At 72.3% G+C, this 12,504-nt stretch carries 13 protein-coding genes; 5 read left to right on the top strand and 8 right to left on the bottom strand.

The features are described from left to right. The 3 genes from FNH04_RS29550 to FNH04_RS29540 all read right to left on the bottom strand — a co-directional run. On the bottom strand, window positions 1-1,169 hold a 1,169-nt coding region (locus FNH04_RS29550), incomplete at its 3' end, for a S1 family peptidase (protein WP_152788838.1). Window positions 1,170-1,268: 99 nt separating this feature from the next. Continuing rightward, window positions 1,269-1,835: a GNAT family N-acetyltransferase gene (locus FNH04_RS46760; RefSeq protein WP_322724184.1), complete on the bottom strand. Its 567-nt coding sequence runs from the start codon at window positions 1,833-1,835 to the stop codon at window positions 1,269-1,271. Between the two features lie 89 nt (window positions 1,836-1,924). Then, window positions 1,925-2,950 (bottom strand): DUF3800 domain-containing protein, encoded by a 1,026-nt coding sequence (locus tag FNH04_RS29540; RefSeq protein WP_152788837.1) that lies wholly within the window; start codon window positions 2,948-2,950, stop codon window positions 1,925-1,927. A 252-nt stretch (window positions 2,951-3,202) separates the two neighbouring features. Here FNH04_RS29540 and FNH04_RS29535 point away from each other — a divergent pair, with 252 nt between their 5' ends. From FNH04_RS29535 to FNH04_RS29520, 4 genes are all read left to right on the top strand, one after another. Next, window positions 3,203-3,847, top strand: coding sequence for an HAD family acid phosphatase (locus FNH04_RS29535; RefSeq protein ID WP_152788836.1), 645 nt, complete (start codon window positions 3,203-3,205; stop codon window positions 3,845-3,847). A 55-nt stretch (window positions 3,848-3,902) separates the two neighbouring features. Then, window positions 3,903-4,289, top strand: a complete 387-nt coding sequence (locus FNH04_RS29530; RefSeq protein ID WP_152788835.1) for a PPOX class F420-dependent oxidoreductase — start codon at window positions 3,903-3,905, stop codon at window positions 4,287-4,289. Between the two features lie 187 nt (window positions 4,290-4,476). Continuing rightward, on the top strand, window positions 4,477-5,292 hold the full coding sequence (locus FNH04_RS29525; RefSeq protein ID WP_322724183.1) for an SAM-dependent methyltransferase: 816 nt from the start codon (window positions 4,477-4,479) through the stop codon (window positions 5,290-5,292). Between the two features lie 125 nt (window positions 5,293-5,417). Next, complete coding sequence (locus tag FNH04_RS29520; protein WP_152788834.1) at window positions 5,418-5,783, top strand: DUF6479 family protein; 366 nt, start codon at window positions 5,418-5,420, stop codon at window positions 5,781-5,783. 22 nt (window positions 5,784-5,805) lie between these two features. On the opposite strand, the gene FNH04_RS29515 is transcribed toward FNH04_RS29520, so the two are convergent. Beyond that, entirely contained in the window at window positions 5,806-6,492 is a 687-nt protein-coding gene (locus FNH04_RS29515; protein ID WP_152788833.1) for a response regulator, read from the bottom strand. A 176-nt stretch (window positions 6,493-6,668) separates the two neighbouring features. On the opposite strand from FNH04_RS29515, the gene FNH04_RS29510 reads away from it, so the two are divergent. Further along, window positions 6,669-7,928 (top strand): sensor histidine kinase, encoded by a 1,260-nt coding sequence (locus FNH04_RS29510; RefSeq protein WP_322724182.1) that lies wholly within the window; start codon window positions 6,669-6,671, stop codon window positions 7,926-7,928. 33 nt (window positions 7,929-7,961) lie between these two features. Here FNH04_RS29510 and FNH04_RS29505 read toward each other — a convergent pair whose 3' ends face one another. The 4 genes from FNH04_RS29505 to FNH04_RS29490 all read right to left on the bottom strand — a co-directional run bounded on the left by FNH04_RS29505 (window position 7,962) and on the right by FNH04_RS29490 (window position 12,472). Beyond that, complete coding sequence (locus FNH04_RS29505; RefSeq protein WP_152788831.1) at window positions 7,962-8,954, bottom strand: aldo/keto reductase; 993 nt, start codon at window positions 8,952-8,954, stop codon at window positions 7,962-7,964. Next, window positions 8,951-9,523 carry a MarR family winged helix-turn-helix transcriptional regulator gene (locus tag FNH04_RS29500; RefSeq protein WP_322724181.1) on the bottom strand — a complete coding sequence of 191 codons (573 nt, stop codon included), beginning with the start codon at window positions 9,521-9,523 and terminating at the stop codon, window positions 8,951-8,953. The genes FNH04_RS29505 and FNH04_RS29500 overlap by 4 nt, the downstream gene beginning before the upstream one ends. A gap of 131 nt (window positions 9,524-9,654) precedes the next feature. Further along, window positions 9,655-11,352 (bottom strand): amidohydrolase, encoded by a 1,698-nt coding sequence (locus FNH04_RS29495; RefSeq protein WP_322724180.1) that lies wholly within the window; start codon window positions 11,350-11,352, stop codon window positions 9,655-9,657. A 139-nt stretch (window positions 11,353-11,491) separates the two neighbouring features. Next, window positions 11,492-12,472, bottom strand: a complete 981-nt coding sequence (locus FNH04_RS29490; RefSeq protein ID WP_152788830.1) for an ABC transporter permease — start codon at window positions 12,470-12,472, stop codon at window positions 11,492-11,494. Between the last annotated feature and the right edge of the window lie 32 nt (window positions 12,473-12,504).

The raw sequence follows: 12,504 nt of genomic DNA, 5'->3' as shown, positions 1-12,504 counted from the left end.
GCCCCCGGAGCCACAGCCCCCTCCGACGCGGACGCCGCAGGCGCGGGCTCCCCCGCGGAGGAACCCCCCTCCACACCGGTCAGCTGCACGTTCAGCGCCGTGAGCGCCTTGTTGATCGGCTGGAAGAACGTCGTACCACCGCTCTCGCAGTCCCCGTTGCCCCCCGAGGTCACGCCCAGCGCGACCCCCTCGGAGAACAGCGGGCCGCCACTGTCGCCCGGCTCCGCACACAGCGTGGTCTCGATCAGTCCGGTGACCGTGCCCTCCGGGTAGTTCACCGTCGCGTCCAGCGCGGTCACCTCGCCGTCGGCCAGCCCGGTCGTGCTGCCGCTGCGGAACACCTTCTGGCCGACCGTGGCGTCGGCCACCGAGGTGATGCGCACTCCGCGCCCGTCGCCGATGTCCACCACGTTGGTGGCGTCGTCACCCTGCCCCTCGGCGTACTGCACGAGCGAGAAGTCGGCGCCCGGGAAGTTCGACGTGATGGTCCGGCCGACCTGCTGCGTGCCCGCGGTGTCCGAGAACCACACGGAGCCCGCCGGACCGCAGTGCCCGGCCGTGAGGATGAACTGGCCCTGCCCGTTGGTCACGTTGAAGCCCACCGAGCAGCGCCCGCCGCTCGCGAAGATGGGCCGGCCGCCGTTGAGCCGCGTGGTGTACGTGCCCTCCATGCGCTCCATCCGCACCGGGCCGCCGATCTCCTCGGCCAGCTTGGTCAACCGCTTCCAGTCCTTGGAGGAGACCGTCTTGTCGGCGCGCACCACGACCTCGTTGGACGAGCGGTCGATGACCCATGAGGTGCCCGCCACGCGCGGAGCCGAACGCAGTTTCTCGGTAGCGGAGTTGAGGTCGTCCATGCTGTAGCGCACCTTCTTCGGGCGCGCCCCGGCGGCCTTCACCTCGGCGGCCGCCTCCTCGTCGGTGACCGCGACGACGGGCTCTCCGTCGGCGCCGATCCAGGAACCGGCCGTGCGCGCGTCACCGAGCCTCGACACCAGCCCCGAGCCGGTGCCGGCCACGGTCCGGGCAGTGCTCGTCGGAGGAGCGGACCCGCTGGCCGGTGGTTCACTCGCCATGGCCTGCGTGACCATCAGTCCTCCGCAGAGCAGTCCGCCGACGGCCGCCAGCCGTGTCACTCGCCGGACGACCCGTCGTCGTGCGTGCCTCATTCCATGGCTCCCGAACACCGAATGGCACGGCGTCAACCACCGCCAGGACCCCCGTCGTTGAGCGCCCTCTTCTTCATACGTGCGTTCGTGCCCGCGTGTTCACCAGGTGGCGTCCACGTATCCCATCGTCCTGTTCATGGCGATCGCGGCCACGTTGAGCGGATGGTGGAACGTCCGGACGGTGCTCACGCCGCAGAGTCCCGGGAACCCGATGCCGTACGTCTTCATCGCCACCGAGATGCCCCGCCCGCGGTAGGGGGCCCGGACCCCGGTCATCTCGTTGAGGACGAACCCCGACGCCCGCTGGTCCGAGGTCGCGGCCATCCCGATCCAGGCGTCCCCGTCCAGGGCGAGCACGACGCCCCGCGGATCGTAGCCGGGCGCGTCGAAGCGGTGCCGGGCGTACTCGTCGTACGTGAAGAACGCCCCGCGCTCCGGGATGTCCGCGGAGCACTCCTTGTTGAGCTCGTACAGGGCCTGCCGGTGCTCCGGGGTGTCGCCGAGCTCGGAGAGCGTGGTCAGCCGGATGCCGGAGGTGCGGCACCGGTCGACGTACGGCTGGAAGCGCGCCAGATCGAAGGCGTCGACGTCCAGCTGGAGCTTCACCCACTCGACGGCCGCAGGCGACGCGGCGGGGCGGTGCGAGGAGTCCTGGGTCTGCGTCACGGGAGCGGCTCCTGGAGGTGCTGTGCGGTGTGGATGTCAACGCGCAATGTAGAGGGCGCGGTTGCGCTCCGCCGGGACTCCGGGGATCTTCACAGGTGAAGAGACACGGCCGTCCGTTCCCCGTCGGCCGGACCGAGAACCGCCCAGCTCCGCTCGTCGCCCCACACGGACGACGGGCCGACGTACGGGCGCAGCAACGCCGTGAGCAGCGGGTCGCCCCGCCCGTTGAGCTCGTCCGAGGCGATCTTGCGCGCGATGCCCGCGAGGAAGTCGGCGAGCTGCACGCGTGGATCGAGGCGCGAGTGGACGAGCCGCAGACCGGCGAGCCTGACTCCGTGGAGGCGGGCCGTTTCCTCGATCCAGACGATACGGTCCGGTGTCAGCATGTTCTGCCGGTCGTGCACGAGCGTGACCGCCTGTCCGCCGGCGCTCCAGTGGGTGGCCGTCCGGACAATGGCGGGCAGCAGCGGATTGAGGACGGGATTCAGGACGAACGGTCCCTCCTGGATGCGTGCCCGATAGGAATCCGCGCGAGGCCGGGCCGCCGCGATCCGGTCCAGAACGCCCGCGGCCGGGGCGGGGGAATGCGCACGGCGCAACCTGTCGACCGTTCGGAAGAACTCGTCGACGGGTGCGTCCGGTTCTCCGTCGTACCGGACGCGCAGCAATTGGTTGGCCACCTCCAGGAATTGCCGCCAGTCGCCGTCACCGAACACCCCCGGTCCCTCCCGGAACAGCGCGACCGCCTCCGCCCTGTCGCCGAGCAGCAGGTCGACGGTCCGGTCCACCACGAAGAACGCCTTCTCGGTGAGGGTCACATGCGCGTCCCCGTGAAGAGGACCCGATGGGGCGAGCAGCCATTCCAGAACCGCCCGGTGCTTTTCGCGCAGCAGATGGTTCGCCTTGTACTCCTCGGCGGGCGAGCGGATACGGTTCCGTATCTCCCGCACGGATGCGGCGGCGGATTCCACGGACAGCCGCACACTGGCGTGCGCGAACACATCGGTGTTTCCGCCGGTGAGATTCTCCCCGTCCGACCCCGATTCGTCGCAGGCGATTTCGAGAAGCCGCCCGCCTGGAATCTCCCGTGGCGGGTCCGCGCGCACCTGAGTCATCGCTCTGCCCCCTGCCTGTCTTCCCAGGACATCATCCCTCGCCACGGGAACGCCCGGCGAGGCCATTTCGTCCGGGGCGGGCCGGCCGGGCGGCAGGGGCGGCAGGGACGACTCGCGGGGCGCACGCTTCCCACAAGATTCCATCTACCAATAGGTAACTTTCGCGTTGACTCCCCGCCACAGATGGGCATGAACATGGCGAGCGCGGCGACGGCGGAGACCTCGCCGCTTCGACATGAGAAGAGGACGAGTATGAGAACACGCGGTGTGAGGCGCCGGATCGGCGCGGTCTCGGTGGTCGTGGTGCTCGGCGTCGGGGCCACGGCCGGTGCCACCGCACCGGCCGCGGCGGCCCCCGCCGGGACCACGGTGAACCTGGCAGCGGCCGAAGCCACCGCCGACGTCGACTACGCCACCTGGCAGCGCGACGTGAAGGCCGTCATCGACCAGGCGAAGCCGTACGTCCAACAGCGCACCGAGGGCACCGCGGGGCAGAAGCTCGCCATCGTCTTCGACATCGACAACACCACGCTGGAGACCGACTTCACCCCCTGGTACCAGCTGCCCACCCCGGCGCTCAAGCCCTCGCTGGACCTGGCCAAGTACGCCGACTCCCGCGGTGTCGACATCTTCTTCGTCACCGCCCGGCCGGGCATCATCGAGAGCCTCACGAAGTGGAACCTGGAGACCGTGGGTTACCCCGTCAACGGTCTCTACGTGCGGGATCTCCCCGATCTGTTCGCCGAGGTCAGTGCCTACAAGACCAGCAAGCGGGCGGAGATCGAGGCCAAGGGCTACACGATCATCGCCAATATCGGCAACAAGGAGACCGACCTTGTCGGCGGCCACGCGGAGCGCACGTTCCGACTCCCCGACTACGACGGCCAGTTGTCCTGACCGCGGCCAGGACCGCGCGGGCCGGGCGATCGCCCGGCCCGCCTACACTCCCCCCATGGACGACACCACGCCGGCCGCGCTCGCCGCGGGCAAGTACGTGCTGATCACCAGCTACCGCAGAAACGGAACCCCCGTCGCGACCCCGGTGTGGGTGGTGCGGGACGGAGAGGCGCTCGGCGTCTGGACGGCCGCGGACTCGTGGAAGGTCAAGCGCATCCGAAACCGTGCCGACGTCCTTGTGGGCCCGTGCGACATGCGCGGCAACCCCACGGGTGAACAGGTCCCCGGCCGTGCCGAGGTGGCCGACCCCGCCACGACCGACCACTACCGCCGGCTCATCGCCCGCAAGTACGGACTCCTCGGCCGCCTCACCCTCCTGGGCAGCCGTGTCCGCCGCGGCAAGGACGGCACCGTCGGACTGCGGGTCACGCTCACGTCCTGATACGCGTCTGCCTCACGGGTGCCGGCCCGCGGGAAACGGCCCCGGCGTCAACTCACCGTCGGGAACGGGCCATTCATGTGCTCGCCGCACATGCCCGGCGACTCTTCGTGTACTTCTGAGGGGCACGGGCGGCGCCAAGGTCACGTCGCCTCCGCCGAACACCGGTATCCCGAGGAGGTGTTGTCAGGTGACGCAGCAGTCGTCCGGCCCTGACACCGCGCCGTCAGCGAAGATCGACTCGACCGTGCCGCACTCGGCCCGGATATGGAACTACTGGCTGGGCGGCAAGGACAACTACCCGGTCGACCACGAGGCGGGCGACGCGTTCCGCGAGATCTTCCCCGGCATCACCGACCTCGCCCGGGACTCGCGGGCCTTCCTCGGCCGGGCCGTGCGGCATCTGGCGGGCGAGGCGGGGATCCGGCAGTTCCTCGACATCGGCACCGGTCTTCCGACGGCGGACAACACCCATGAGATCGCCCAGCGCGTGGCTTCCGAGGCCCGCGTCGTCTACGTCGACAACGACCCCCTGGTGCTGGCCCACGCCCACGCGCTGCTCGCCGGCACCGCCGAGGGGGTGACCGACTACGTCGACGCCGATCTGCACGATCCCGGGACCGTCCTGCGGCAGGCGGCCAGGACCCTGGACCTCACTCGGCCCGTCGCCCTCACCCTGATGCAGGTCAGCGGGCACATAGCCGACTACGACCAGGCGCGCGCCATCGTCGGCACGCTCATGGGCGCACTGCCGTCGGGCAGTTACCTCGCCTTCAACGACAGCGTGGACACCAACGAGGCGAACGCCGAGGCGACCCGTCTCTACAACGAGAGCGGGGCGGCCGCCTACCACCTGCGCAGCCCGGGGCAGCTCGCCGGCTTCTTCGACGGCCTGGAACTGCTCGAACCCGGTGTCGTCCCGCTCGCCGACTGGCGGCCCGACCCGGGCGCCGCCCCCTCCGGGAGCGAGGTGATCGCCCTGGGCGGCGTCGCGCGAAAACCCTGACAACCGACCGCCGGATCCCCGCACCCTGACCACGACCGCCGGGTTCCCGCCGGAAGGCCGGGCCACGTGCGAGGCGTGCCACGCGGCCCGGGAGTCAGCTTCCCGCGACCGGGTACCCGGGGACGATGACCACGAGCCAGTACGAAGCAGCCGCGACGAACGCGGCCGGTGGGATCGCGATCCTCATCATCGGTCTTGTCGTCGCGGGCGCGCTGATATGGGCGGTCCGGCTCGGCATGAAGGTACGACGCCGCGAGTCGAGGACCCCCCGGCCCGACGAGCATCCCACGCCCCCGCCGGGCGGACCCGTCCGCGAGAGCCGGGAGATGCGGGAGCCGAACGAGGTCCCGCGGGCGGCGGACGAGAGGGAGCGGCTCACCCCGCACGGCCTCCAGGCCTCCGGCAGTAAACGGAGCCAGGACCAGCAACGCCGGCGCTGGAACCCCGGGTCCAGCGGTTCGTTCGGCAGCGGCGGACCGGGCAGGGGGTGACCCCGGCCCGGCGCCGGGCGGGTCAGGGGCGTTCGCCCGCGTGGCCCGTCTGCCAGGCCCAGGCGGCGATCTCGACACGGTTGCGGGCGGCGAGCTTGAGCTGGACGCTCGCGAGGTGCGTCTTCACGGTGGACAGGGAGACGAACATGGCCGCGGCGATCTCGGCGTTGGTGTGGCCCAGGGCCACCAGGCGCACGACGTCGAGCTCCCGGTCGGTCAGCGGCTCCCGGGGCGCCGGGGCCGCGGGAGGAGGAGCGGGCTGCTCGGGAGCGGCCGTGACATGTCGGAGCAGCCGGACCGTGATGGACGGCGACACCAGCGAGTCACCCACCGCGGCGGCCCGTACGGCCTCGGCCAGGAGGGTCGGCCCCGAGTCCTTGAGCAGGAAGCCGCAGGCCCCGCCCCGCAGGGCTCCGTAGACGTACTCGTCGAGGTCGAAGGTGGTGACCACGACCACCCGCAGCGGGTCGGCGACCTGTGGTCCGGCCAGCAGCCGCGTGGCCTCCAGACCGTCCATCCTCGGCATGCGGATGTCCAGCAGACACACGTCCGGCCGTACCTCACGCGCCAGCCGCACCGCCGTCTCCCCGTCGGAGGCCTCGGCGACCACGGTGATGTCCGGCTGGGCGTCGAGGAAGAAGCGGAAGCCGGTGCGGACCATGTCCTGGTCGTCGGCGATCAGAACCCGGATCGGGCTGCGGTCGGTCATGGGCGCATCATGCCTGACGGGCCCCTCCCGGTGGCGCGCGGACTTCCGGGCAGCAGCCTCTCGCGACGGCGGGACGGCCGCCTCCGCCGAACGGCCGGGTTTCCAGGCCCCGCGCGGGCGCCTCCTCGGCCGTACGGCCGATACGGACGGCGCCGGCGCTGCCTACTGTGAAGGGCGTGAACCTCGCGCTCGACACCAAGGCTCCTGCAGGCGGCGGCACGGACCGTCCCGGACAGGCCCGGCAATCCGGCTGTCTCCGCACCGGCGCCGTAGTCCTGCTGTTCCTCGCCTGCGGCACCGACGTGCTGATCCACGGGGCCGAAGGTGCCCCCATCTGGCCCCTCCTGCTGGTACTGGCCGTCGGACTCACGGCGCTGCTGTGGCCCGCCCGGCGCAGGCCCGCATGGCTCACCCCGCAGGTGCGGACCTCGGTACCCCCGCTCACCTCCCTCGCGTATGTCCTCGCGCTCGTCGCGCTGCGCGAGGAGGCGCCGCCCGCACCGGGGCAGGTGACCCTGCTGCTGTGCCTGATGTTCGTCGCCGTCCGCTCCTGCCCACCCCGGGCGGCACTGGTCTGCGGGGCGCTGGGCGGCATCGCGGTGCTGGCGCTGCCGCTGCCGTACTACGTCGTCGAACCCGACAGCAGCCTTGCCGGAGTGCTCGCCGTGTTCCTGCTGGTGGTCGGCCTGACCGTCGGACTGGCCGCCTACGTCCGCACCCTGGACAACCGCCGGAGGGCGGCCGTCACCGAGATCCGCCGCGCCGAGCGGCTCGCCATGGCCGCAGACCTGCACGACTTCGTCGCCCACCACGTCACGGGGATCCTGGTGCAGGCCCAGGTGGCGCGCATGATGGCGTCGACCGAGCCGGGGAAGCTCGACCCGGTGCTCGCCGGCATCGAGAGGGCCGCGACCGAGGCGCTGGCGTCGATGCGGCGCACGGTCGGTGTCCTCCGCGAACACCATGAGACGGCCGAACCCGAGGACCGCCGCCCGGTCGGCGACCTCACCGCCCTCACCGAACTGGTCGACGGCTTCGACGGCGTCGGGGGAGCCGACGGACACAGGGCCGAGCTCCACCGCGACCCCTCGGTGCCGGACGACCTGCCGCACGAGGTGCAGGCCGCCGCGTTCCGCGTGGTGCAGGAGGCCCTGACGAACGTACGCCGTCACGCCGCCGACGCCACCGAGGTCACCGTGGCCCTGCGGTACGCCGCCGGGGCCCTGGAGATCTCGGTCCGCGACGACGGACGCGGCGGCGCCCGGCTCCCGGAGGCGGCCCGCGGCGGAGGCTTCGGCCTGGTCGGCCTCACCGAACGGGTCACCGCCCTCCAGGGCCGTATCGAGGCCCGGCCCCGCGAGGAGGGCCCCGGCTGGGAGGTCCTGGCGGTGCTGCCCGCGGCACCCGGGAGGGACGCCCCGGTCGGACGGGGGTGACCGCCACCGGGGCCGCGATCGGCGGGCTGCAGGTCAGGCGGGTGTCGGTGTCCCTTCGGGGAGCAGGCCCCTGGCCTTGACGGCCGCCCAGAAGTCCCCGGGAATCGGGTGGGCGAGGTAGTCGACGGTGCCGGACACCTCCTCCGGCGAGCGGGCGCCGACCACCACGCCGGTGACCGCCGGATGCCCGAAGGGGAACCGCACGGCCGCCGCCGGCGGTGGCACCCCGAAGTCGGCGCACACGCGCCACCACGCCCGCACCCGCGCCGCCAGGTCCGCGGGAACCGTGCCGAACCCGTGAGGGGCGCCCGCACGCGGATCGGTGATCAGCCCCGAGTGGTAGACGCCCGCCGCCAGGACGGCCACGCCCCGCTCGGCGCACAACGGCAGCAGCTCGTCGAGGCCCGACTGGTCGAGCAGGTTGTAGCGCCCGGCGAGCAGGACGCAGTCGGGCCCGGGCGGAGCGGCCTCACGCAGGAACGCCGCGGCGACCGGTGCGTGGTTCACGCCGATCGACACCGCGCCGATGACGCCGCGTGCCCGCAGGTCGGCCAGAGCCCGGTAGGCCTCACCCACGGCGGTGGCGAAGTCCTCGTCGGGGTCGTGGACGTGCAGTACGTCGACACGATCGAGCCCCAGCCGCTCCAGGCTCTCCTCGACGCTGCGCATCACTCCGGCATACGAGTAGTCCAGCCGGGGCCCCACACCGGGCGGCGGATCCGCCCAGATCGGCTGGGTGTCGGTGCCTCCCGGCTCGATGACCCGGCCGACCTTGGTGCACAGCACGTACGCGTCGCGCGGCCGGCTCGCGAGGGCCGCGCCGGTACGGGTCTCGGACAGCCCGTAGCCGTACACGGGGGCCGTGTCGTAGAGCCGCACGCCGAGCTGCCAGGCGCGGTCGAGCGTGGCGGCGGCCTGTCGCTCCGGCACGGGGGCGAAGAGACCGCCCAGGGACGCCAGTCCGAGCCCCAGCCGGCTGACCCGCAGCCCCGTCCGTCCCAGCGGTACGAGATCGCCGGCCCTCATGCCTTGGGGCGGCGGCCGCTGCGGCGCGGTGCGGGCTCCGCGCCGTTCAGAAGGGCTGCCCGCCGTTCCTCGCCCCGCTCCTCGACCTGGAGCACGACACTGCGCAGTCCCTCCGCGAGGGCCCGGCACTCCGTGTCGCTCAGCCGCTCCATGACGAAGGCCTCCTCGGCGTTGAACTCCGGGAACACCCGCTGCATGAGCTCCTCGCCCTTGTCGGTGAGGCTGAGCAGGACCAGCCGGCCGTCGGAGGGGTGTCCGGCCCTGCGCACCAGGCCACGCGACTCCAGGGTGCGCGCGACCCCGGTCAGCGTTCCCTTGGAGATGCCCGCCTCCTCCGCCACGTGCCGGGTCTCCGACTCGCCCCACACCCAGACGACCCACAGCACCACGAAGGCCGTCCAGGTCAGGTCGGAGCCCCGCAGGACGGAGTTCTCCAGGTGCTGCCGCACCGCCGACGCGGCCCGGTAGATGTTGGCCACGGCCGCCATCTGGTCCCGGCGGATCGGTATGCCGCCGAGCTTCGCCGCGGCGAGCTTCTCGGCTTCGGTGATGGATCGCTGGCCGGGCACGGGAGCTCCTTCGGTCCTGGTCGCCTGAACCGGACGGGCCGTACCGCTCCGTCCAGTCGTTCGGGTACAAATTGTACGGAGGGTGGCAACTGCCCCGGCCGGCCGGGGCGCCCGGCGGCGGGCCGCGCGTCTCAGCGCTCGAAGACCACGCGCCCGTCGAAGACCGTGAGATCCACCTCCGCCTCCGGGATGTCGTGCGGGTCCAGATCCAGCAGGGGCCGGTCCAGGACGCACAGGTCGGCCACCTTGCCCGGCTCGATCGTGCCCTTCCAGGACTCGGCGAAGTCCTGCAGCGCCGGGTTCGACGTGTACGCGCGCAGGGCGTCGGCGAGGGGCACGCACTGCTCGGGGCCGCTCGGCCTGCCGCTGGCCTTGGACTCGCGGAGCAGCATCGAGGCGACGCCCTGGCGCCAGTCGGGCTCGGTGATGGGCGCGTCCGAGCTGGCGCAGACGGTGACACCGGCGTCGATCGCGGACCGGACGGGCCACTGGTAGGCCGAGCGCTCGGGACCCACGACCGCGTCCATCAGATCCGAGATCGTCCACTTGATCGCCGGGTTCATGTTGACGCCCCACCCGTTCGCGGCCAGGCGCCCCAGGCTGTCGGCGCCGATGAAGTCGCCGTGGATGACATAGTGCCGCGCGTCCGGCCGGGGAGCGGCCGCGTGGGCGGCGGCGAACGCGTCCACCACCGTGTCGATGGCCCGGTCCCCGGTGACGTGCACCCCGAGCTGGAACCCGGCCTCGTGCGCGACCCGGACCATCTCGTACAACTCGTCGACCTGGAGCGCGGGCGTGTCGCCGTGCACGCAGAGCGCTCCGTGGCCGCCTTCGGCGTACGGCTCCTTCATCCAGGCCGTACGGTTCGGCGGCACCCCGTCGGCGAAGATCTTCACGCCGATCGCACGCAGCACCCGCGGGTCCGCGGACTCCGGGCGGCTGAGCTCGGCCAGGCCCTTGCGCAGGTCGTCCGCCGAGCCGCCCATGGGCGCGGGCAGCAGCAGCACGCTGACGCGGGCGTCGAGCTCACCGGCCGCGGCTAGTTCGGCGTACGCGGTCCAGTTGTCGGTGCTCAGGCCTCCGAACAGGGTGCCCGTGCCCCCGGGGCCGAGACCGGGCTCGGTGTAACTGGTGACGCCGCGAGAGTGCAGTTCACCGATCACGTTCCGGATGGCCCGGCGCCGCTGGGCCACGGTGGGGGAGGGGAGCGCGGACTGGACGAGCCGCTGCGCCGCCTCGCGCAGGATGCCGGTGGGTTCCCCGGTGTCGTCGATGTCCATGACGCCGCCCGGCGGGGGCACGCTGTCCGCGTCGATCCCGCACTGGCGCAGGGCCGCGCTGTTGGCCCACACCATGTGCGAGGAGAAGTCGGTCAGGCAGACCGGATGGTCCGGCGCCACCGCGTCCAGGTCGCGGCGGTGCGGGAAACGCCCGGGGTCGGCGACGCACTCGGCCAGATAGCCGGGATCCCAGCCCAGGCCGACGATCCACTCGCCGGGCCGGGCGGCGCCCACCGCGCCGCTCACGGCGGAGGCGATGCCGGCGATCGACCGTACCGCGGGATGGCCCACGTCCAGGGCGAACGGCGGCTTCGTCATCCCGTACGCGGCTCCGTGCAGATGCGAGTCGTTGATGCCGGGGAGCACGGTCCGGCCGGCCAGCCCGACGATCCTGGTACCGGGCCCGGCCAGAGCGCGCATCTCCGCGTCGGACCCGGTGGCGACGATGTCCCGGCCGCGCACGGCCACGCCTTCGGCGACGGAGAAGGCGCCGTCGACGGTGAGGACCTGGCCGCCGGTCAGGATGAGGGTGGGAGCGGTGTCGCTCACGCTCGGACCTCTTTCGTGATGTTCGGGGGATCCGGTTCGATGGGCGCCAGGGGAGCCCGGACCCACGGGAGTTCGGGGGAGTCCCGTCGGGGGAGTCCCCAGGCTTGCTCGATTGACGGGAGACGTGCTGAGGCGACGGTCACCGTGTCCGTGGCGCGAAGTACGCGAGCGCCGCGCCCGCCACCAGGGCGACCCCCTGGGCCATCTGCTGCCAGAACGTCGGCACGTTCAGCAGTGTCAGCCCGTTCTGGAGGGCGCCGAGGAACAGTACGCCGAGCAGGACGCCGAGAACCGAGCCGGAGCCGCCGGAGAGCGCGACCCCGCCCAGCAGCACGGCGGTCAGCACGGTCAGCTCGAACCCCGCGCCCGAGGTGCCGGCGACCGCGCTGTCCAGCACCGACGCCTTGATGGCTCCGGCGAGGGCCGCGGCCACACCCGTCACCACGAACAGCGCGAACGGCATACGGCGGATGTTGACGCCCGAGAGATGGGCGGCCTCCCGGTTGACTCCGATCGCGAAGACATGCCGTCCGCCCGGGGTGAGCGCCAGGAACAGCGCGCCCGCCACCAGGACCAGCCCGGCGATGACGACCGGTGCGGCGACGCCCGCGATCCGGGAGCCGCCCAGCCAGGCGAACCCGGAGCCGAAGCCGCTCAGCGGCAGGGGGAAGAGCTGCTGCGCCAGGCCCCGTACGGCGGTCAGCATGCCGAGCGTCACGATGAACGCCGAGAGGCCGAAGTAGCAGCACAGCACCCCGTTCACGGCACCCACCGCCGCACCGGCGGCCAGCGCGCCCAGCACGGCCACGACGGGCGACTGGCCCTGTCCCGCCAGCCAGCCCGCCACCAGGCCACCGAGGGCCAGGGTCGAGCCGACCGACAGGTCGAGATAGCCGCTGATGACGAGCAGCGCGAGCGGTACGGCGACGATGGCGAGGGTCGCGGCGTCGGTGGCGATGCCCGAGAGGTTGCCCGGATCGAGGAAGCTCCCCGTGGACAACTGGAAGACCAGCACCATCACGGCGAGCACGGCGATCAGCGGATGGCGCCGTACGACGGCCAGGCCGACCGTCGGGGTGAACGCTCGGGGGCGCCCGAGGGCGCGGTCGACGGTGGTCATGCTGCTCCTTGGGCGGGCGAGGACGAGGGTGG

The sequence above is a fragment of the Streptomyces phyllanthi genome, from assembly GCF_009377205.1.
GTDB lineage: Bacteria > Actinomycetota > Actinomycetes > Streptomycetales > Streptomycetaceae > Streptomyces > Streptomyces phyllanthi.
Note: the sequence above shows the minus strand (reverse complement) of the source record. Positions and strands in the feature narration are given on the sequence as shown.

What these genes read in the sequence shown, in the direction of transcription:
- FNH04_RS29540 (WP_152788837.1), bottom strand. Translation starts at nt 2,950, where the DNA reads ATGACTCAGGTGCGCGCGGACCCGCCACGGGAGATTCCAGGCGGGCGG.
- FNH04_RS29535 (WP_152788836.1), top strand. Translation starts at nt 3,203, where the DNA reads ATGAGAACACGCGGTGTGAGGCGCCGGATCGGCGCGGTCTCGGTGGTC.
- FNH04_RS29530 (WP_152788835.1), top strand. Translation starts at nt 3,903, where the DNA reads ATGGACGACACCACGCCGGCCGCGCTCGCCGCGGGCAAGTACGTGCTG.
- FNH04_RS29520 (WP_152788834.1), top strand. Translation starts at nt 5,418, where the DNA reads ATGACCACGAGCCAGTACGAAGCAGCCGCGACGAACGCGGCCGGTGGG.
- FNH04_RS29515 (WP_152788833.1), bottom strand. Translation starts at nt 6,492, where the DNA reads ATGACCGACCGCAGCCCGATCCGGGTTCTGATCGCCGACGACCAGGAC.
- FNH04_RS29505 (WP_152788831.1), bottom strand. Translation starts at nt 8,954, where the DNA reads ATGAGGGCCGGCGATCTCGTACCGCTGGGACGGACGGGGCTGCGGGTC.
- FNH04_RS29490 (WP_152788830.1), bottom strand. Translation starts at nt 12,472, where the DNA reads ATGACCACCGTCGACCGCGCCCTCGGGCGCCCCCGAGCGTTCACCCCG.